19 protein-coding genes are annotated in these 17,953 nt (G+C 50.2%); 5 read left to right on the forward strand and 14 right to left on the reverse strand.

The window, feature by feature from the left end:
• Positions 1-7 precede the first annotated feature (7 nt).
• From C1I60_RS00650 to C1I60_RS00700, 11 genes are all read right to left on the reverse strand, one after another.
• Positions 8-1,054, reverse strand: coding sequence for a Gfo/Idh/MocA family protein (locus tag C1I60_RS00650; RefSeq protein WP_137060041.1), 1,047 nt, complete (start codon positions 1,052-1,054; stop codon positions 8-10).
• The gene (locus C1I60_RS00655) at positions 1,051-2,211 is read right to left on the reverse strand and encodes a UDP-glucuronosyltransferase (protein WP_137060042.1); all 1,161 of its coding nucleotides are present in this window, start codon (positions 2,209-2,211) and stop codon (positions 1,051-1,053) included. The genes C1I60_RS00650 and C1I60_RS00655 overlap by 4 nt, the downstream gene beginning before the upstream one ends.
• An 11-nt stretch (positions 2,212-2,222) precedes the next feature.
• Positions 2,223-3,716 (reverse strand): hypothetical protein, encoded by a 1,494-nt coding sequence (locus C1I60_RS00660; RefSeq protein WP_137060043.1) that lies wholly within the window; start codon positions 3,714-3,716, stop codon positions 2,223-2,225.
• A gap of 91 nt (positions 3,717-3,807) precedes the next feature.
• Positions 3,808-4,620, reverse strand: a complete 813-nt coding sequence (locus tag C1I60_RS00665) for an ABC transporter permease (protein ID WP_137060044.1) — start codon at positions 4,618-4,620, stop codon at positions 3,808-3,810.
• Between the two features lies 1 nt (position 4,621).
• Positions 4,622-5,428, reverse strand: a complete 807-nt coding sequence (locus C1I60_RS00670; protein ID WP_137060045.1) for an ABC transporter permease — start codon at positions 5,426-5,428, stop codon at positions 4,622-4,624.
• Positions 5,418-6,410: an ABC transporter ATP-binding protein gene (locus tag C1I60_RS00675; protein WP_137060046.1), complete on the reverse strand. Its 993-nt coding sequence runs from the start codon at positions 6,408-6,410 to the stop codon at positions 5,418-5,420. Before C1I60_RS00675 ends, C1I60_RS00670 begins: the two co-directional genes overlap by 11 nt.
• Positions 6,411-6,492: 82 nt before the next feature.
• The gene (locus tag C1I60_RS00680; RefSeq protein WP_170970715.1) at positions 6,493-7,623 is read right to left on the reverse strand and encodes a hypothetical protein; all 1,131 of its coding nucleotides are present in this window, start codon (positions 7,621-7,623) and stop codon (positions 6,493-6,495) included.
• Positions 7,616-7,861, reverse strand: coding sequence for an acyl carrier protein (locus C1I60_RS00685; protein ID WP_137060047.1), 246 nt, complete (start codon positions 7,859-7,861; stop codon positions 7,616-7,618). The genes C1I60_RS00680 and C1I60_RS00685 overlap by 8 nt, the downstream gene beginning before the upstream one ends.
• Before the next feature lie 17 nt (positions 7,862-7,878).
• Positions 7,879-9,255 (reverse strand): preATP grasp domain-containing protein, encoded by a 1,377-nt coding sequence (locus tag C1I60_RS00690; RefSeq protein WP_137060048.1) that lies wholly within the window; start codon positions 9,253-9,255, stop codon positions 7,879-7,881.
• A 49-nt stretch (positions 9,256-9,304) separates the two neighbouring features.
• Positions 9,305-10,498, reverse strand: a complete 1,194-nt coding sequence (locus tag C1I60_RS00695; protein WP_137060049.1) for a radical SAM/SPASM domain-containing protein — start codon at positions 10,496-10,498, stop codon at positions 9,305-9,307.
• Positions 10,499-10,547: 49 nt separating this feature from the next.
• On the reverse strand, positions 10,548-10,826 hold the full coding sequence (locus C1I60_RS00700) for an acyl carrier protein (protein WP_137060050.1): 279 nt from the start codon (positions 10,824-10,826) through the stop codon (positions 10,548-10,550).
• A gap of 454 nt (positions 10,827-11,280) precedes the next feature.
• Here C1I60_RS00700 and C1I60_RS00705 point away from each other — a divergent pair, with 454 nt between their 5' ends.
• The 3 genes from C1I60_RS00705 to nagA are packed head-to-tail and all read left to right on the forward strand — an operon-like array spanning position 11,281 to position 14,095.
• A complete protein-coding gene (locus C1I60_RS00705; RefSeq protein ID WP_137060051.1) occupies positions 11,281-12,147 on the forward strand; it encodes a MurR/RpiR family transcriptional regulator in 867 nt (288 codons plus the stop codon).
• A 2-nt stretch (positions 12,148-12,149) separates the two neighbouring features.
• Positions 12,150-12,878 carry a glucosamine-6-phosphate deaminase gene (nagB, locus tag C1I60_RS00710; protein ID WP_137060052.1) on the forward strand — a complete coding sequence of 243 codons (729 nt, stop codon included), beginning with the start codon at positions 12,150-12,152 and terminating at the stop codon, positions 12,876-12,878.
• A complete protein-coding gene (nagA, locus tag C1I60_RS00715; protein ID WP_137060053.1) occupies positions 12,875-14,095 on the forward strand; it encodes an N-acetylglucosamine-6-phosphate deacetylase in 1,221 nt (406 codons plus the stop codon). Before nagB ends, nagA begins: the two co-directional genes overlap by 4 nt.
• Before the next feature lie 98 nt (positions 14,096-14,193).
• On the opposite strand, the gene C1I60_RS00720 is transcribed toward nagA, so the two are convergent.
• Positions 14,194-15,144, reverse strand: coding sequence for a YhcN/YlaJ family sporulation lipoprotein (locus C1I60_RS00720; protein ID WP_137060054.1), 951 nt, complete (start codon positions 15,142-15,144; stop codon positions 14,194-14,196).
• A gap of 193 nt (positions 15,145-15,337) precedes the next feature.
• Between C1I60_RS00720 and C1I60_RS00725 the strand changes: the two genes are divergently transcribed.
• Positions 15,338-16,918, forward strand: a complete 1,581-nt coding sequence (locus C1I60_RS00725) for an esterase/lipase family protein (protein WP_137060055.1) — start codon at positions 15,338-15,340, stop codon at positions 16,916-16,918.
• A 104-nt stretch (positions 16,919-17,022) separates the two neighbouring features.
• Here C1I60_RS00725 and C1I60_RS25040 read toward each other — a convergent pair whose 3' ends face one another.
• The gene (locus tag C1I60_RS25040) at positions 17,023-17,154 is read right to left on the reverse strand and encodes a hypothetical protein (RefSeq protein ID WP_252361499.1); all 132 of its coding nucleotides are present in this window, start codon (positions 17,152-17,154) and stop codon (positions 17,023-17,025) included.
• 23 nt (positions 17,155-17,177) lie between these two features.
• Positions 17,178-17,540, reverse strand: a complete 363-nt coding sequence (locus tag C1I60_RS00735) for a sigma-70 family RNA polymerase sigma factor (protein WP_137060057.1) — start codon at positions 17,538-17,540, stop codon at positions 17,178-17,180.
• A 191-nt stretch (positions 17,541-17,731) separates the two neighbouring features.
• Here C1I60_RS00735 and C1I60_RS00740 point away from each other — a divergent pair, with 191 nt between their 5' ends.
• Complete coding sequence (locus tag C1I60_RS00740; protein WP_252361516.1) at positions 17,732-17,929, forward strand: YvrJ family protein; 198 nt, start codon at positions 17,732-17,734, stop codon at positions 17,927-17,929.
• Positions 17,930-17,953: the final 24 nt, after the last annotated feature.

Consider the following 17,953-nt stretch of genomic DNA (forward strand, 5'->3'; position numbering starts at 1 on the left):
CTTTTTCCTATTCCGCATAGATCGTCTGGCCTGAACGGGCGGCCTCATGAATAGCTGCCAGCAATCTGACGCGCTCTGCGGCCTCGTGGAACGGAATAGGCTCCGCGACTCCCCGGATGATATTGCAAAACGCCTCCAACTGATTGACGTAATAGTTCATGGGCTCGAAAACGGTTTTCATTTTGGAAACTGCCATGGTATCCTTCGTTATTTCCGTCTTGAGCGTTATTTTATAAAAGCCCAGATTCGCCCGAAAGCAGTCCTGCAAAGTAACTACCGCCGAATCAAAGGTCAATACATGAGCACAGCGGTATGTCCGCTCGAATGAAAAGAGGGCGGATGCCTCCAATCCCCCCCGATAGCGGGCCTGTGCACGAAATGTCCAGTCACAGCCGTTAGGACCGTCGAAATCCGATTGACTGCGGAACTCCGCCTGCTCCAGTCCAACGACTGCCTGAAGAAACTGGAGCCAATACACGCCCAAATCCCAAAAGCATCCCCCTCCCTGCTCCGGTCGGGATCTATAATTCTCCGCATGTCCGTCCTTTGCCGGAATGCACAGGCTGGTTGTTATGGAGCGCAAACGACCATAGCGACCGGAATCCACGATATTGCGCAGCTCGCGTTGCCAAGGATGATGCTGCACCATCACTCCTTCCAGCAGGTGAGCGCTGCTCTGCCCGACTGCCGCTTCCAGGGGAGCCAGCTCCGCCGTATTCAGACATAACGGCTTCTCCACAAGCACATGCTTGTGAGCCTGTAATGCTTTACCGATCCACTCCGCATGCAGATCGTTACTCAGCGCAATATACACGGCGTCAATCTCCGGGTCGCTCAGCATATCCTCGGCATGCCGATAAACGACACTAACGCCAAAACGGTCCGCCAAATCTCCTGCCTTGGCAACGGTTCGGTTCGCAAGCGCGGTTACACGGGCCCCGGTAACGTAACGGATCGGCTCCAGCAGCGCACGAGGGGCAATGGCTGAACAGCCAATGAGACCAAAGCGGATATCCCGTACCGCAGGCTCTTGTGCGGCGGCAGCGGTGTTCATGACCCTTTCTCCAATCCCGTTGAGCTTGCATGCACCTGGACGTTCTTCACATATGACTCCACGTAGCGTGGTGTCTGACTACGCAACTCCAAGATCCTCCGGTGCATGTCCTCCAGAATCTCAGCGCCGCCACCATAGATTTGCATCCACGTATCGTACCGTATCCCCATTCCCAGCCGTTCCCACAGATCCGCATTATGCATTTCATGCACACCGAACGGCTCCAGCATAATGAGTGGAGTGGCTGTGGCGAACGAATCTGCCAGACTACCCCCGCCGGGCTTACTGACAATGGCCTGGACATGACATGCCTGGTCCAGCATGCTATGGTAATCCCGCCCGGCCTCATACAACGTCTCCTCGCCAGCCTTCACCTCACCGAAAGGCGGAAAGGTATGCTCCCCTGCTTCATTCCGCTGCCATGTTCTCCACTGCGGGTCCATTCGGAAATAGCGTATACCGTCCCGCTGCTCATCTGGCTGATCCTGATCGTACAGCAGCAAATCAAGCTCCCAGCCCGCCTCTTCCAGCCGTCCGACCTTTTCACGGTACGTGCCCATACCCCAACCGCCGCCATGCACAAATAAGCGGGATTTCCGGGCCTCAAAGGGAACATGCTCTACAGCCGGGACATCAATATAGTGGCTGACTTTATTTTGGTCACTTTCAAAAAATGTAATTTCTCCACACCCATCGGCAAAATGCGGGTTGTGCTTGGCTAGATTTTTCCATGAAGGAGAAGGCGTGGAATCCATATACACAATGTCCACATGTACCGATCCCGGCTCCCTGCGCTTGCGGTACTCCTCCAGCACATACATCCAATGGCCGGACAAACATATAAAATGCCGCCGATCTTCCTCTATCCATCGGGTCAGCAGCGCTTCCATGGCAGCGAGATCAAGCGAATTGCGCATATCCTGCGGAACCTTCTGTGACATTAAGGCCACAGCGAAATTATCATGGTACGCTTTGCGGCTTTTGTCCACCTTGAGACGGGCAGACTCAGGCAGCACATTTTCAAATACATGAATCGCCGTCTCCACACCCAACCTGCGAAGACCCGCTTGCATAAGCAAGCCGGGAGTATAAAAGCCCAATCCAAAACCGGAACACAAAATCGTTACCTTCATACTCTTGTGCATACTCATGCTCATACGCCTCCCGTTTAATTCAGCACTGTAAAATGATGCTCCGCCAAAAAATGCTCCAGCTTCGTAGTCAGACGCATTTTTTCCTTATCACCCGCGGCAACCAGTTCCAAATAAAGACGACCTTTTCCACGTGCTACACCTTCAGGCCCACCGGACACGGAAGGACCGTCACCACTGCTAATCCCGCTAACACGAACCTGCTTGGCAGACGACCTACCCCCGCGCTCCGTTGTACTTCTGCTTGGGGTGCTTTTAGGACCTGCATTCCTGTTTTCTCCATCTCGTCCGCCCGTGTTCACATATAGCGTATTGGCGCCAAGCGGCATCACGCCTTCTTCACGTTCACCTGTGAACAGCAGTCCTTCACGTTCCAGCCCTTCCAGCAATTCTTCATAGGACAAACTGCCGTCATGGGACAACGAATAATTCGTCAGCGTGCCACGCATATTTTTTCCAGCTAAAAAGGTGTCCAATTGGTGCTTGATCAGACTCATGGATTTACGGGCGTTAATTTCGATAATAGGCTCCAGCTTCCCACCCCGAAGTGTCATCGAGTCAATGCAGACGTCGCCGTAATAACCGTCCTGATACAACTGCTTCCCTACATCCTGCATTAAGCGAAAATAGCCCTCACGCTCCAGCCGCTCCATAAAAGCCTGATCCGGCGACAACGATTCCCGGTAGGCGAATTGGGTGTTAGCCAGCCACTGCACAGACAGGATATCGACACTTCCGTTATCACCAATCGTAAATTGGCATGAAAAATCCTGCTCCTTCTCCAGAAAAGGCTCCAGAAGGAACAGTACGCGTTTGCCTTTTCGTTCCTGTCCACGTAAATACGATACAATCCGGTCCAGCATCTGTGTTGAGGTAATGTGCAGGTTTCCTTTGCCCGATACGCCAAAATCATCCTTGATTAAAAAGCTTCCATCCCGCAGCAGCTTGCGTCCCGCCTCGGCTACATCCGCAAACGAAGTCACAATATAGCCGGGATGACGCAGACCGAGACTGCGTTTTAAATCGGAAGAATAGGTTTTGGCATTCACCTTGCGGATCGTTTCCAGCGGCGGCTGATGCAGCGTAATACCCCAGGCGCGTGCGGCCTCCTCCACATGAGGCAAACCCGCAAACGGGCTAAGCACACATCCCTCCAGTTGCGGAAAACCCGTACTGGTATCGGCCTTGCGACTGCCCAGCAGTTCAAAAACAGAAGCCGCCGACACATTCCCCGCCTGCTCCGTTCCTTCAGTCAAATCCCGTTCATTCACAGCCGGGCGAAAGCCCAACTGCGCAATATACTGACGATGTACAGGCGAAATCGCATAGCGGGTCAACAACGCATCTCCCGGCTGGCAAAAGCTGAACAGTAGCTCATCCATTGCCGCCACAATCGCAGAAGAAGCCCGGTCAGGAATGGCGGGCAAGGAGGCTAGCTGGGCATCCCGCCAGTAAGCCTCCGCCTCGAACGTTCCCATATACAAATGACGCTGGTTCGGTATCGCGTTCATATGATTCGCTTCCTTTCCTACTTCGCTTGTACAGCACCATCCCAATAATTCGCTTTCCATGTATATTTTCAACTCATATATGGCAGTACCGCTACTGGCTTGCACTTGTATAATCACGCAAGGCAAACTGCCATATAAAGCGGATCACCGCCAGTAGCCAGATCGGGGCGAGGAATGCCCATATGATCAAACCGGGTTCCATTTTGCCCAGAATAAACATGGGTGGAAAATTACAAATCACAAACACTGGAAGCACAAACAAGCCGATACGCTGGATCAGATTACTATATACCGCCATCGGCACATAGTTCGTCTCGAAAATGCTGTTGGACAGCTCCGTCACCCCGTTCGTGCGGATGATCCAGAAGGCTAGCAGTTGGGGCAGCAAAAACACAGAATAGGCCGTCAACACTCCGCAACCGAGCAACACAGTAAAGCCCCCGACCGTTTCAAAATTAAACGGCAGACCGAGCTTATACCAGCCAATGCCCGTCATGATTCCGCCGCCGACTACGTTTGGAATGGTGTAGCCCAGCTCAAATTGCCGCAGCGTCACCATAAATTGCAGGGACACCGGCTTGGTCATGAGCACATCCAATGAACCGGTACGGATTTTGTCAGGCAGACTTGTAAAATTGCTGTAGAACAAGCCGCTGTAAAAACCGCTCATCATCGTAAATACGCCGATATATAGCAGCACCGCGTCAGGAGACCAGCCGTTAATATCCGTCCCGGCCCGGTATGGAACCGAGGCGTACAACAGCTTGATGAACAAATAAGCAGTTTCAACCAGAAAAGCAGTAATGAAATTAATGCGGTATTCCATCTGCGACATGACGGAAAACTGGACGAACTTCCAGTACAGTCGGATATAACGCCCAGCGTTTCGGAAAACATTTTTCATGTTAACCTCCTACCGAGACAAAGCGTTTGACCCCGGCTTGCCACACCCGGCGCGATACGGCCGCCAGCACTACAATCCAGAGCCATTGCACGCCAATGCCTTCAGCAGCTTCCAGCATGGTCAGCTTGCCCGTTAATGCGTTCACCGGAAAAAATACGGTGTAGCTAAACGGGAGCAAACTGAACATGCGGGCCAAAACGTCTCCAAAAATCGTCAGCGGAAACACGGTGCCACTAGCTACATAAATGACGAGCGACAACGTGTAAAATAGTCCCCCCGATTCCGTCACCCAAAAGGCTATGCCGCTCAGCGCGTAATAGACCACAAAATTGAGAACCAGCGCCCCTGGCAACGCCAGTATGTAAAGCAGGATATACGACAGCCCGAAGCTAATTTGTCCTTCCAGGCTAAGGCACAGCAGCAAAATCGCAGCCGCCAGCAGTACTACTGCGGATTGTACTGCCTTGCCTCCAATAAACCGACAAAAACGGTAAGCAAAATAATGTACAGGCTGCACCATGAATTTGGCCAGTCCGCCTTCCTTGATGTCTGTAGCAATTTCGTATTCAAAACCCGTAGCGATCAGCTTCCCGGTTACCCCTGCCATGACTACATACACCAGCATTTCCGGCAAAGAGTAGCCCAGCACCCTTGCTTGTCCCGAAGAACCGAATACCGCAAGCCAGAGAAAAATTTGCGTCATGATCGGCAGCATGAACCCCGCCATCTGGAGCCAGTAATTGGCCCGGTATTCCATTTCGTTTTGCATGCCAAGCTGGAGCACCTTCATATATTTGTTATTTCGCATCGGCTAGCCTGCCTCCATCGTACAAATTGGCTATCCCCTCTTCCAACGGGATGTCCTCAATCGTAAAATCAACGACAGGCAGCGCATCCAAAATCTTTTTGGACCAGGTCAGAGTATCTTCTGCATCCAGCTCAAATACCGCCTCCAGCTCCGAGTTGGAGCGCAGCTTGCCAAGTCCAGCCAACGTTAGGCCAGGTACAGGGGTCTCCAGTCGAACCTTGAGCAGCTTGCGGGCCCCGATCACCTCATTCACCTTGTTCAAATCCCCGTCATACACCAGTCTTCCCCCGCTGATAATGATGGATCTGCTGCACAAGTCCTCAATATCCTTCATGTAATGGCTTGTCAGCAGGATGGTCGTCCGGTGTGTGCGGTTATAGGCTTTGAAAAATTCGCGAATGCGCCGCTGGGAAACCAGATCCAGTCCAATGGTCGGCTCGTCCAGCAAGATGACCCGTGGGCGATGCAGCAGCGCGGCAATCAGCTCCATTTTCATACGCTCGCCGAGAGATAAGCGCCGAACCTGAACATGAAGCTGCTCCTCCACCCCAAGCAGGGTAACCAGCTCGTCCAGCGCCTCCTTGTAATGACTTTCATCTATCTCGTAAATAAGCTTGTTCAGTTCGAACGACTCGCTGGCAGGCAAATCCCACCAGAGCTGGTTTTTCTGTCCCATCACGATGGAAAACTGCCGTTTAAACTCCTTTTGCCGCTTCCACGGGGTAAAGCCAAGTACAGATGCCTCCCCGTCACTGGGATGGAGAATGCCGGACAGCATTTTGAGCGTCGTTGTTTTGCCAGCCCCGTTTGGACCGAGAAATCCGACAATTTCGCCTTCCTCAATGGTGAAGCTGACATCCCGTACGGCCTCCTTGGTCAGCTTTTCCCGCTTGAACAGGTTTTGTAATGATTTGCGCACGCCCGGCTCCTTTTTATAGTACGTAAACGTTTTCGACAAGTGATTCAATGTAATGGACGGCATTCAATTCTCCTCCTCTTTCATCTGTCCGTGACACCTTGGTGAGCCGTTTCCTGATATGATTTACCTGATACGTTATGCCTAATTAGTCGGCTGCTTGCTCAGCTAAAATCATCAATTCCTCCAGCATGTGCCGCTGTTTGTCAATCAAGCTGAGGGCGCGTTCGGTAATGTCAGGCATCCGTTGCTTACGCAGTTGAAGACCTGTTTTGTAAATGTGCAGGTTGAGCTTATGCCATTCCGCATGCAATGACTGCGCTAATTCCACCACATGCTGCGCTCGCGGTCCCAATGTCTCTTCATGCAGCATGCAATAATCCGCTGTGTAATCGGTCAGATGAAGGGCGCTGCCCAAACGCAGATTGTAATAGATTTCATGGCAGTACGTACGGAAGTCCGTATCCTCCATGTCTGTCAGCAGGCGGAAATCCTCGACAAAGGCACGATAGCCCTCATCTCCCCGCTTGACCTGCTTGCCAACTGCGACATCTCCGGAGTTATTTCCCGGGTCATCGGACGAGGGCACACCTCTCCAGATCGCTTCATGTCCAGTAACATATTGACGAATATGGTATGCACACGCCGCATGCAATTCGCCTGGCGAAAGGGGCGCGGGCTGTTCCACCAGCCAGGCATATTCGATAATCCCCTGCATCAGATCGTCGAGCCGGGCGGAACCGACGTAAGTCATGGCATGGCCCGAGGAATCCAGCAGGAAGCTGTCATTTACCTGTGCTGTTCGCTGCTGCAAGTCCAGTCCAGACAGCTCAATGACATGGCCCCTTGGGTAATTTTTCACATACACGTCGTGGTAGGTTAAAGCGGTACTCGATGTGTGCAGCATCGTACCATAGCCTGTAGTCAGCGCCAGCAGCAGATCGGTTTCATTGCTTACGCCAGCAATCCACGGCTCGACCCGAATCACCGGACCGCCGCTGGCTGCCATTTCCTGAAGCTGCTCCGGATATTTCTCGGGACCGAAGCGCTTCAAATCGCCGCTATACTCCGCGCACATGCTGCCGCACAGCATGAACAGCTCGGATTCGGCCATGTTAACGCCATATCGCCGTAGCGAGGTGCGCAGGGAGGAATATACACAGTGCTTCCCTGGATGAGCATCTATTATTTCTTCAGCAGCGTAGTCGACAACGGACTCATGAACGTTCTCCATGCCCGATGCCTGCACAGGTCTGATCTCTGCCGCCCCCTTATGCATATTTGCTCAGCAGACGTTCAATGCCTTGAAGTGTAGAAAGATGCTCCAGCACCAGATCGTCGTCCTCCATCGTAATATCAAGCTCATTTTCCAGCTCTACAATCAATTCAACAGCGGATAGGGAATTCAGCCCCAAGGTTCGCAAATCCTGCTCCAGCGTCAATTGTTCCAGCTCACCTGGAGCCAGCTTCAATACCTTTTCCAGCAAAGGTACTACGTGATACACATCTGTCTTCATCCTAAATTCCTCCCGGTTTATGAGCTTGCCAATCCCGCAATGACATCTTCCAGCCTGTGCGCATAGGCTTCGGCTTCCTGCCAGCTATCTGCCATAATCAGCGTGAAAATCCGATTCACATACCCCCGCTTCACCGGAATACCAGACAACGTACCTGCCGTGTAAACAAACACCCCTTCGGGGCGTTCGGGCGTGTAGAGCAAGCCTTCCTCTGCCAGCAAGCCGCATAAGCGACTGTAGGTCAGCGGTGTGGTGGTAACGTTGCGGTAGTAGCGGGACAGCGTTTTATGCTGCTCTCCCAAGACCGACGACAGGAACGAAATATAGGTAGACAGGGTAAACCTGCCGTTAATCTCGATCACCGGAACCAGCAAGCCTCCTTCATCGACAAAACCGTCAATGGAAGCCATGCCTGTATAACCGATGGAATACAGATACGTTCCCAACTGGTAAGCACAGCGTCTCACTTCTTCTTCTAGCGCAGCTCCAAGCTCAGCCGGAACGCGGGACCCGGTGTACACCGTGCCGTCCACATTTTGCCTTTTCAGTGAAAACATCGTCACCCCACCGCCCTCGTCAATACAGAGCTGGTAGTTCAGATCCATCTGCTTGTTATGCCAGCGCTCCACCAGCCAGCCTCCCGAAGAAGGCGATGAACCGCCAAAGCGTTTCATCACACTTAGTAGCGTGTCCAGCTTGGACAGCTCGTCCAGCATATACATGCCTTGTCCCGATGCGCCATGCGGCTGCTTGATGATCAGCTTCACAGGCCCGTCCGACAAGTCGGCCAGTCTGCCGCACTCCCTGCGGATCGCCGCTTCGTCTGCACATACAGCCCCCTCACTGACGGCAAAACCAAGCTTTTGCGCAGTCAGACGGCTGAATATTTTATCATTCACCCGGGCGCTGATCGAGGACGGAGCGCCGATCAGCTCCAGTCCACAGCGCTCCGCAATCGCTTCCTCCTGCGGGGTAACCGCATACGGAACGAGCCACGCTTTGGCTCTGCTACTGCTGTGGTCTGCTTCCGCAACCACACGCAGCCGTGCCAAAAGTGCCTCGTCCGCCAGCACCAGCTCCGAAATCGGCGTTAACGGATCAGTCGGCTCCGGCACCTCAATACGCGGCAGGCTAAAGCCCAACCGCTGAAGCATGTCCAGAAAAGCCTGATCCGGCTGTTCCCGCAGCACGATCACATCCTGACTTCGGCACAACAGAAGATTCATTTCCTCCATTCGATTTACCACCTGCTGTTCATCACGATCTACCATCCCCCCCTTACGGGGGGACGGATGCCATACCTGCTCTGCACCAATATTAAACAGCCAAATCAGGACTCCATGATCGCGTTCATGGGCAAGCGCTTCCACGAGGTTAATGGTTTTAGTCGTCACGTCCTGTCATCCCTCTCTTCCATCCAGTAAGAAACAACTGCGATCGAAACTAAATATATTTCAGGGAGCCAGCTCCGTGCAGATACAATACGCTGCATTTGGAGCACACCGGCGTTAATCCTTCGTGATTAATCGTTTGGCGTGTTTTCTCATACGCATCCGAATTCCAGATTTCCCTCAGACTGTGGTCACGCAAGCTTCCAATCGTGAATTCACTGAAAAACTTGCAAGGCATGACCTTACCATCCGGCAAAATATCCGTTCTGGAGGTGAGCGCCAGGCAATGATTGGAGCAGCGACTGACCATTTCCTCGCCATGTATAAATTTGTCGATTTCCTCATAGTCCAGACCAGGCTGATAGCGCACACGAATGTTCCACACCCGCTCATTGATCCGCTGTAGCTCCTGCATCAAAGGATCGATGTTATCCGGGTTGATTTTATATTTGAAAGCATGCCAGCTACTAATATTTTTTTCCTCCAGTTGTCGGAGCCAAGAAAAGTTTTGTGTAAAATAGTCATCCATTTTGAGGGAGGTTTCTTTGGAAATATACCAGGGGAACGTCAACAGCACCAGATCCAGCCTCTTGTCTTCCAGCATTTGCAGAAACTCGTACATCCGTCCGATCATGTTATCGTTAATGACGGCATGGACGGTCACCCGTCCCTTGTACAGTCCCTGGTCACGCAGTTCAATCAGCTTATCCATCTGCCGCATCGTTTTTTGAAAGGTGCCTTTACCACGAATCAGATCATGTTCTCTTTCAAAGCCTTCAATCGCTATTAACAGCTCCAGATTTTCAGATAAATCCAAAATCCGGTCCAAATATTTATCAATGAGCAGTCCATTGGTACAAAAGGTCATTTCGCGTCGATCTTCCGCCAGCACGTCCAAAATTTCGTCAAAACGCCGATGAAACATCGGCTCTCCGCCCCACATATACAGTCGGGACTTGGCCTCCTTCGTCTCGCTCAGAATTTGCCGAAGCATATCCGGGGCAAGGTCCATGTTTTGCTCTTCTTTGTCCATTTGATGATGATAGCCTTCCTCGTTCCATTCAAAGCAGTGCGTACATCTCAGGTTGCAGCGGTTGGTCAGCTTAATACCGATCGTCTGGGGCATGTCCGTTTTGAAGGCAGGGTCCTGTGTTGCATTACGGTAGGATACAGAAGCGTTTTTCAGGTTGCGCTTAATGAGCTTGAACGCTTTCTCATCAATCAGCACATTGCTTTTGGGCTGCATGCTAACACCTCGTTTAATGGATTTTCAGGCACATGTACCAAGCTTTACGTCAGACCGTCTCCATTCCCTCCGGGTGCGGCGCTTTTTCCGCATCGCTGATTCCCTGAATGTAGCTGCAAAACGCATCTACCGAGCTCAAATGCTCCAGCTCAAAGGAATCAAAATCAATTTCCACGTCAAACGCATCCTCCACTTGCAGCATGAAATGAACCAACTGCAACGAATCCAGTCCAGCATCATGAATAATGTCCGAATGTCCATCCAGCTTACCGATCAGCTCAGGATCTTCCTTGACCGCGCTGATCATTTCAATCACTTGGCTTTGCATAGCAAACTCCTCCTTGTGAGTGATTCTATTCGTGCCGCCCGACAATGCCATCTGCAAAGCTCCTCGAAAAATTCCTACACTGGAACTTTATTCAATTATACTCCTCCATTTAAGAGACAAGTCAATAGGTTGTTTTGTAAATATAACGCACAATATGTAAATTAATGTATGGTTATTTCGACAATTTTTGCTACCTTATTTAGTCATTCTTTTATATAATCCGAACTTAAAGGTTACCTCTGGTGCCAGTGCGCAGTCGGATCGTGGCTCCTATCGCCACCGCCACCGGATTTCTTGGATAAAGCCTTAACTTGCTTGTATCTTCTTGCATGTGAGACAGGATTAATTTACAATATACATAAATCATATGAAAATATTTTTCTTCATAAAATTAATTTTAACGATAATTATTTTCACACGAACGAAATATTCTATAGCCAAAGGAGCGCTGCTCATGTCCCCTATTCTTCATACATTAACTCACAGATTGGAGCAGCTTCCTGTCCAAGAGCGCAAGCTGGCGGAATCCATTCTGCAAGCTCCGGGAGATGTACTGCATCTGGGCATTCGGGAGCTGTCGGAGCGTTGTGGGGTGAGTCCGGCGACCGTTACGCGGTTTTGCAAATCACTGCATTTTAAAGGCTATCCCGATTTCAAAATGAAGCTGGCCGCCGAGCTGCCCCGTTCGAACAGTGACGGTGAAGCCTCCTATCAGGACATCGTCGCCGGAAATTCGCTCTCTCGTATCGTGGAAGCAATAGAGGCGAATCATACCGCATCCATTGCGGATACGACCCGACTGCTGGATTTCAGCAAGCTGGAGCAGGCGATTGCATGGCTGTCCGCCACAAGCCGCATTGATCTGTACGGCATGGCGACCTCCTCGATTGTGGCGCAGGATTTTTATCAAAAGCTCATTCGAATTGGAAAAAATAGTACCGCCTTCGCGGACTCGCACATGCAGATTACCTCTGCCTCCTCGCTTGGGCCAGGAGATGTCGCCTTTGCCGTCTCCTATTCGGGGGAAACACAGGAAACCATCGCGGCTCTGCGCTGTGCACAGGAACAGGGGGCCAGAACATTATCCCTGACCTCCTTCGGAAATAACACGCTGGCAGGTATTGCGGATATTGCGCTATTTTCCTCCTCGCTGGAAGAAGGGATGCGGCGTGGAGATATGGCGTCACGCATTGCCCAGCTTCATATCATAGATATCCTGTTTACAGGTATGGTCAGCGCGAATTTTGACAAATATATTCCGAGATTGGAAGGTTCATATCAACAAGTAAGCAAGCTCAAAAAACAACCAGGGGGCCACTGAAGATGAACATACGTATTTTGAACAGCCGTGAAGACCTGAATGCTACCGCTGCCGCTGTGATCGCCAGTTTACTGCTGAACAAGCCTCAGGCCATGCTTGGGCTCGCTACCGGAAGTACACCTATCGGCATATACCGTCATCTTGTAGAAATGTACCGTAAGGGACAGGTGAGCTTTGCACGAGCCTACTCCGTGAATCTTGATGAATACGTTGGCCTGCCCCCCGAACATCCGCAGAGCTACCGCAGCTTTATGAATGAGCACTTGTTTCAGCATATCGACATTCCTCTTGCCCATACACGCGTACCTGACGGTAATGCGGCCGATCTGGCAGCAGAATGTGCGGCCCACGAACAAGCAATTCTGGATCACGGACCCGTGGATGTCCAATTGCTCGGCATTGGCCACAACGGTCATATCGGCTTTAATGAACCCGGGCGAGGCCTGACGGGAGCCACACATGTGGTAGATTTGGAAGAGGGGACGCGTGCAGCAAATGCCCGTTTTTTTGGCAATATAGCTGATGTACCCAAGCAAGCAGTCACAATGGGTGTAGGGACGATTCTGAAGGCGAAGCAAATTATACTGGTAGCTTTTGGCGCGGATAAGGCAGACATTGTCAAGCAGGCTTTCACTGGACCTATAACCACAGAATGCCCGGCTTCCCTGCTGCAATGTCATCCCAACGTGCTAATTTTACTGGATCAGGAAGCGGGAGGCTGGTTAATTTGAACTCGGATGAAACGAATAGCGATTTAACCCAACTACTGTATGGACAGGTCGTCATTGGAGATCACATGATTGAAAAAGGGGTTGTCGCTATTGAGGGGCAATCCATCGTATATGCCGGTGCAGAGGATGATTTGCCTGCTGATCTAATTGCAGCAGTAGTGAAAAATCAGAATATGGGTATAGCGGTGGAGCCCAACATTGTGCGATTGGAAGGCGGCTACCTGCTGCCGGGCTTTATTGATATTCATGTTCACGGCGGTAACGGCGAGGACTTTATGGACGCTGACCCGCAGGTGCTGGATACGATTACTTCTTTTCACGGCTCCCAAGGAACGACCGCCATGCTGGCTACCACCATGACCGCACCAAAAGAGCGAATCGACCAGGTGCTAAGTGAGGTTCACGCCTATATGGCGCAGCCTATGCCCTATGCACAACTGGAGGGCGTACATCTGGAAGGTCCGTTCATTAGCCCGAACTGGCCGGGAGCGCAAAACCCGGAGCACATTCAACCGCCGAATCTGGATTGGGCGCAGGAATGGGAGCAGCGCTATCCCGGCCTTGTCCGCCAACTGACGCTTGCCCCGGAGCGGGAAGGCGCGCTAGAGCTGATTGCCTGGCTGCGCAGCCATAACATTACTGCAGCTCTCGGTCATACGGATGCCACGTATGAAGAGGTGGAACGCGCAGTGGCGGCAGGCCTGAACCATGCGGTTCATGCATTTAATGCCATGACTCCGCTGCATCACCGCAAGCCGGGAGCCGCCGGAGCCGTGCTTGCCGATCCGCGCATTGAAGCGGAAGTTATTGCGGATGGTATTCACGTACATCCCGCTGCTGTCTCCCTGCTCGCCAAGCTGAAACGTGAGCACAATCTCATTCTGATCACCGATGCCATGTCTGCCACCGGGCTGGAGGACGGACATTACACACTCGGCGATTTACCAGTAATCGTGCAAGGCGGCGTGGCACGACTGGAAGATGGCGTCACTCTGGCAGGAAGCACACTGACGATGATTGAAGGCTTCCGATATCTGGTTCGTCATGTGGGTCTGACCATTCCCGAGGCGTCACAAGCCGCTAGCCTGAATCCAGCTAAGTCCCTGAATATAGCGGATCGAACAGGCTCGCTTAAAGCAGGCAAACAAGCAGATGTTCTGTTACTGGATGCGGACTTAAAGCTACAAGGCGTATGGATTAAAGGAATACGAAGATAGTTTCTTCTTATGATTCCCCCTAAACCAAAGAGCTATCCCTCAGCGATTTCGCCGAGAGGGATAGCTCTTTCTTTGGCATTACACACATATGTGGTGAATTAGCGATGATTCATAGGTGCAGGGGTATAATTTTGTGGACGAGTTGGTGCGGTTGTTGATCCATTTGTTGGATGAGTTGCACCAGCAGCAGGAGTCGGGAATACGCGTTGAATGATATCTGCCAATTGGGTACTCATTCCTTTGATCGGATGACCGTTTTGCACACTGCGTGTAAAGTCAGTGGTATGCTTTACAAAATCCGGGTTAGCCGATACATACACCTGTTCAATCGAAGGTGCAAATTGCTTTACCTTGTTGGCGATGCGACTTTTGACGGCTTCGGTCAACGTACTAGGCTCATACGCAGTTCTTGCACCTTCCACTGTGGTGCCATCCGTACGTCCGATATCCGTGCGGGTACCGTCCGCCAAGCCACGAATCATACCATAAGAACCAGTACCCATCGTGCCGTACAATCCGTCACCACGACGCGGAGGTGTTACGGGTCGGCTCATTCCATTGTCCGTAATTCCCGGCGTTATGCCATCGGTGGTATAGTTGCCTCTTGTACCATCCACCCCATACGTAGTCATGCCATGTGTATTCATGGGATGCTTAGTACCTTTAACGCTTGAAGTACCTACACCGGTTCCGTTGGCTTGATCCTTCAAGGAAACCGCTACATAAGCATTACGATTACCGACCAGCACTGTCGCAGATTTTACATCCGGCAACTCGGATATACGTTTGGACAAATTACGATCGACTTGCAGGTTACCAATTTGGTGTCCGGTTCCATTGGCATTTTGGTTTAAGCGCATTCCGTCCATACCGTTGGACTTAACTCCGAAACGGTTCACACCATCCATATGATGTGTACTTTGCGCATTATAGCGGGTAGTGTTCGTGCGGACATTATGATTCGCAGTCCCACACCCTGTCAAAGCAGCCATACTGGCGAGCAAAGCAGCAGAAATCGTTAAACTGATTACCTTCTTAGTCCCTGGCATGAACTCATCCTCCATACATATAAAATGTGTGACGAGATTAGGATGCGCTACGATTCTCAGGGCTATGCTGACTAAAAAATGACTAAAAAATAAATTTTTAATGTAAATATGAAATACAATTAATGATTTACCACAAGATGCCATGTATAATAAGATTGAAAAATACTTTATTTTACAAAGGAGGATTTCAAGCTTGAAAAAGATCACCGTTTTGATGCTCATTTTTTTGTTGTCCGTCACTCTTGTCCCCGTCGGCGCCTTTGCAGGCTCCACTACACCCGAAGCCCCGAAAGCACCTGCTGGAAGTTGGGTAGAAGGCCCGCCACCTAATCGCGTTGATCCTGCTAAACCTGCGTTATTGTTTGTACATGGTTTGAACAGTAGCGCTGAGGTCTGGACTAAAAATGACAATGATATGCTTCAGCGCGCACGTGATGCGGGATATCAGACGGCCACCATTAATCTTTACGATGCAAATGGCACATCACAGGATATGTGGGACAATGGTAAGCTTCTAGCCGACAAAATTAAGGTCATTAGTAATCACTTTGGCAAAAAGCTCATTATCATCGCCCACAGCAAAGGTGGAGTGGATACCCAAACCGCTCTCGTATATAACGGAGCCGCTCCCTATGTACAACGTGTTATCACCCTCAGCAGTCCCCATCATGGCTCACAGCTTGCAGATCTTGCATACAGTAGCTGGGCCGGATGGCTGGCAGATATTGTCGGCTCACAAAATCCAGGTACCTCCACTCTACAGACATCTTATATGAAGTATTTCCGATCCAAGACTGATGCACTCAGCAACGCGACTACCATTCCTTTCTTCACGTTTGCTGGTGATAACTGGTCTGGCGGAAGCGCTTCCTACATACTGGGCGGACTTTATCTTTCATCCTTTGGCAAAAATGATGGAGTGGTCACAGTCGATAATGCAAAGCTTCCCGGTGGACGTATAGTCAAAGTCGGACCCTGGGATCATGCCAAAGTGCGTACCGGCTCTTACGTCTTCTCCCTGATCCAACCCTACCTCCAAGCAAACACTCCAGCATTGAATCAGGAAACTGAAGCACTTTCAGCAGCATCTTCCCTGACTGCTTCTGCTCTACAATCCACTTATGGCGAGATCGACAATTCATACTTTATCCGCGGCGGAGACTATAACGGAAAAGCCTCCGAAATCCTCACCGTTGAAAATGGTGTCAAATCCATTGATCTGGACTGGATCAGCGATAAACGTGTAAGTAAACTGGAGCTGACCAAGCCTGACGGTACAAGCGAGATCGTTAATCTGAAAGCAGGTTATGATGACGAAATTTTTGCTGGTGCCTGGCATCATAACGCCGTCATTCAAAATCCAAAACCGGGTATCTATAAACTGAATGCCACGATTCCTGATACAGGAGCATATCTCCTGATTGCCCGTTATCAGGCCGCTCAAGTTCCTGAGCTGAAATATAATCTGAATGCCGTAGGTCCGAAGCTGAATCTGCAACCACAGGATTCCCCTAAAAGCGTTACACAAGTCACGTATCAGGTTCAATATTACGGTGATCCACAGCAAGGAATGACTCCCGCGTCCAAAGGTCTGACGGTACAACAAAAAACGGTCAACCCCACCGGACAAATCGAGCTGTCCAAAGCGGACAAGCCCGGCATGTATTCCGTAACCTATGAAATCGAGGGAACTACAGGGGCAGGCTATCCATACCGCCGTACAGCTGTTCAGTCCATTTATATTGACGCTGACGGGAATAAGTATGTTGATTAAACTCCCTACGTAATCATTTATATCAGAGAAGAAAAGGTGTAGGCCCTCAAAAGCCTACACCTTTTCTTTTCTGTATCATAATAATTGCGTCCGGTTTAATCACTTCAAATATCGTCACGCTTCAAGTCTTCTATAAAATCAGTCACAATACTTTGGACGGCATCTTCCCGGGACATTCGGATATACCGACTGGTTTTCTGAATATCCTCCTCGAACAGATGAAGTATACTGCTCATAGCTTCCTGATCTCCGCCTCGTGCTAATTTGAGCAGTTTGATGAACTCAGCATCTGAGATAATTGATTCAGCATTTTCTTTTTCCATTTATTCACCGCCTGTTGGGATAGCTTCAGCTCTCTTGCAATCTGTGCTTCGGTTTTGTCTAGTATGTAAAGGTCAAAGATGATGGCTTTTCCGATCTCAGATGGTAGAGAGTTAATGAGCTGTAGGGTATACATTTTAGAGTTTGCAGAGTCTGTAAAAGATGGAGTAGCGACGGCTTCGTTTTTTTCCATGACAAATTCATGATTGGTCTGTACCCGGGCACGATACTGGATTCTCCATGCAATGCGATATAGCTTCTTACGATATTGCTCAACCAATGTTAGCTGAGACTGATTCATCTTAAACCACCCTTTCTCTTTGGATTTGGCTTTTCTAAATCCTCATATTATAGGGTAATTTGAGAACACATTTTACAACCAAATCAGAACATTTGTTCTTATTTATTATACTATTTTTTGAGTCGGTTGTATACGATTCTTTTGATTTACCTTCCTTTATATACGGCTAAAAAGGAGGGAAACCATTGCAGATGGATGATGCTCTTTCTATCATAACCAACGTAGGCTTTCCGGCAGGTCTTTGCTTTATTTTGTTGCGACACATCCTGCACACCATGGAAGAAAAACTGGATAAGCTAGATCTCTCGCTCCATGAGCTGATTGAGGTCATTAAGGAATTAAACGATGGGAACCGTCATTCTTCCAAAGGCAGTAAGCTTGATGAATAATGAACACAAAGAAGCTCCAACCGA

The sequence above is a fragment of the Paenibacillus terrae genome, assembly GCF_005217525.1.
GTDB lineage: Bacteria > Bacillota > Bacilli > Paenibacillales > Paenibacillaceae > Paenibacillus > Paenibacillus terrae_C.

What these genes read in the sequence shown, in the direction of transcription:
- C1I60_RS00650 (WP_137060041.1), bottom strand. Translation starts at nt 1,054, where the DNA reads ATGAACACCGCTGCCGCCGCACAAGAGCCTGCGGTACGGGATATCCGC.
- C1I60_RS00655 (WP_137060042.1), bottom strand. Translation starts at nt 2,211, where the DNA reads ATGAGCATGAGTATGCACAAGAGTATGAAGGTAACGATTTTGTGTTCC.
- C1I60_RS00660 (WP_137060043.1), bottom strand. Translation starts at nt 3,716, where the DNA reads ATGAACGCGATACCGAACCAGCGTCATTTGTATATGGGAACGTTCGAG.
- C1I60_RS00665 (WP_137060044.1), bottom strand. Translation starts at nt 4,620, where the DNA reads ATGAAAAATGTTTTCCGAAACGCTGGGCGTTATATCCGACTGTACTGG.
- C1I60_RS00670 (WP_137060045.1), bottom strand. Translation starts at nt 5,428, where the DNA reads ATGCGAAATAACAAATATATGAAGGTGCTCCAGCTTGGCATGCAAAAC.
- C1I60_RS00675 (WP_137060046.1), bottom strand. Translation starts at nt 6,410, where the DNA reads ATGCCGTCCATTACATTGAATCACTTGTCGAAAACGTTTACGTACTAT.
- C1I60_RS00680 (WP_170970715.1), bottom strand. Translation starts at nt 7,623, where the DNA reads ATGCATAAGGGGGCGGCAGAGATCAGACCTGTGCAGGCATCGGGCATG.
- C1I60_RS00685 (WP_137060047.1), bottom strand. Translation starts at nt 7,861, where the DNA reads ATGAAGACAGATGTGTATCACGTAGTACCTTTGCTGGAAAAGGTATTG.
- C1I60_RS00695 (WP_137060049.1), bottom strand. Translation starts at nt 10,498, where the DNA reads ATGCAGCCCAAAAGCAATGTGCTGATTGATGAGAAAGCGTTCAAGCTC.
- C1I60_RS00700 (WP_137060050.1), bottom strand. Translation starts at nt 10,826, where the DNA reads ATGCAAAGCCAAGTGATTGAAATGATCAGCGCGGTCAAGGAAGATCCT.
- C1I60_RS00705 (WP_137060051.1), top strand. Translation starts at nt 11,281, where the DNA reads ATGTCCCCTATTCTTCATACATTAACTCACAGATTGGAGCAGCTTCCT.
- nagB (WP_137060052.1), top strand. Translation starts at nt 12,150, where the DNA reads ATGAACATACGTATTTTGAACAGCCGTGAAGACCTGAATGCTACCGCT.
- C1I60_RS00720 (WP_137060054.1), bottom strand. Translation starts at nt 15,144, where the DNA reads ATGCCAGGGACTAAGAAGGTAATCAGTTTAACGATTTCTGCTGCTTTG.
- C1I60_RS25040 (WP_252361499.1), bottom strand. Translation starts at nt 17,154, where the DNA reads ATGAGCAGTATACTTCATCTGTTCGAGGAGGATATTCAGAAAACCAGT.
- C1I60_RS00735 (WP_137060057.1), bottom strand. Translation starts at nt 17,540, where the DNA reads ATGAATCAGTCTCAGCTAACATTGGTTGAGCAATATCGTAAGAAGCTA.
- C1I60_RS00740 (WP_252361516.1), top strand. Translation starts at nt 17,732, where the DNA reads ATGGATGATGCTCTTTCTATCATAACCAACGTAGGCTTTCCGGCAGGT.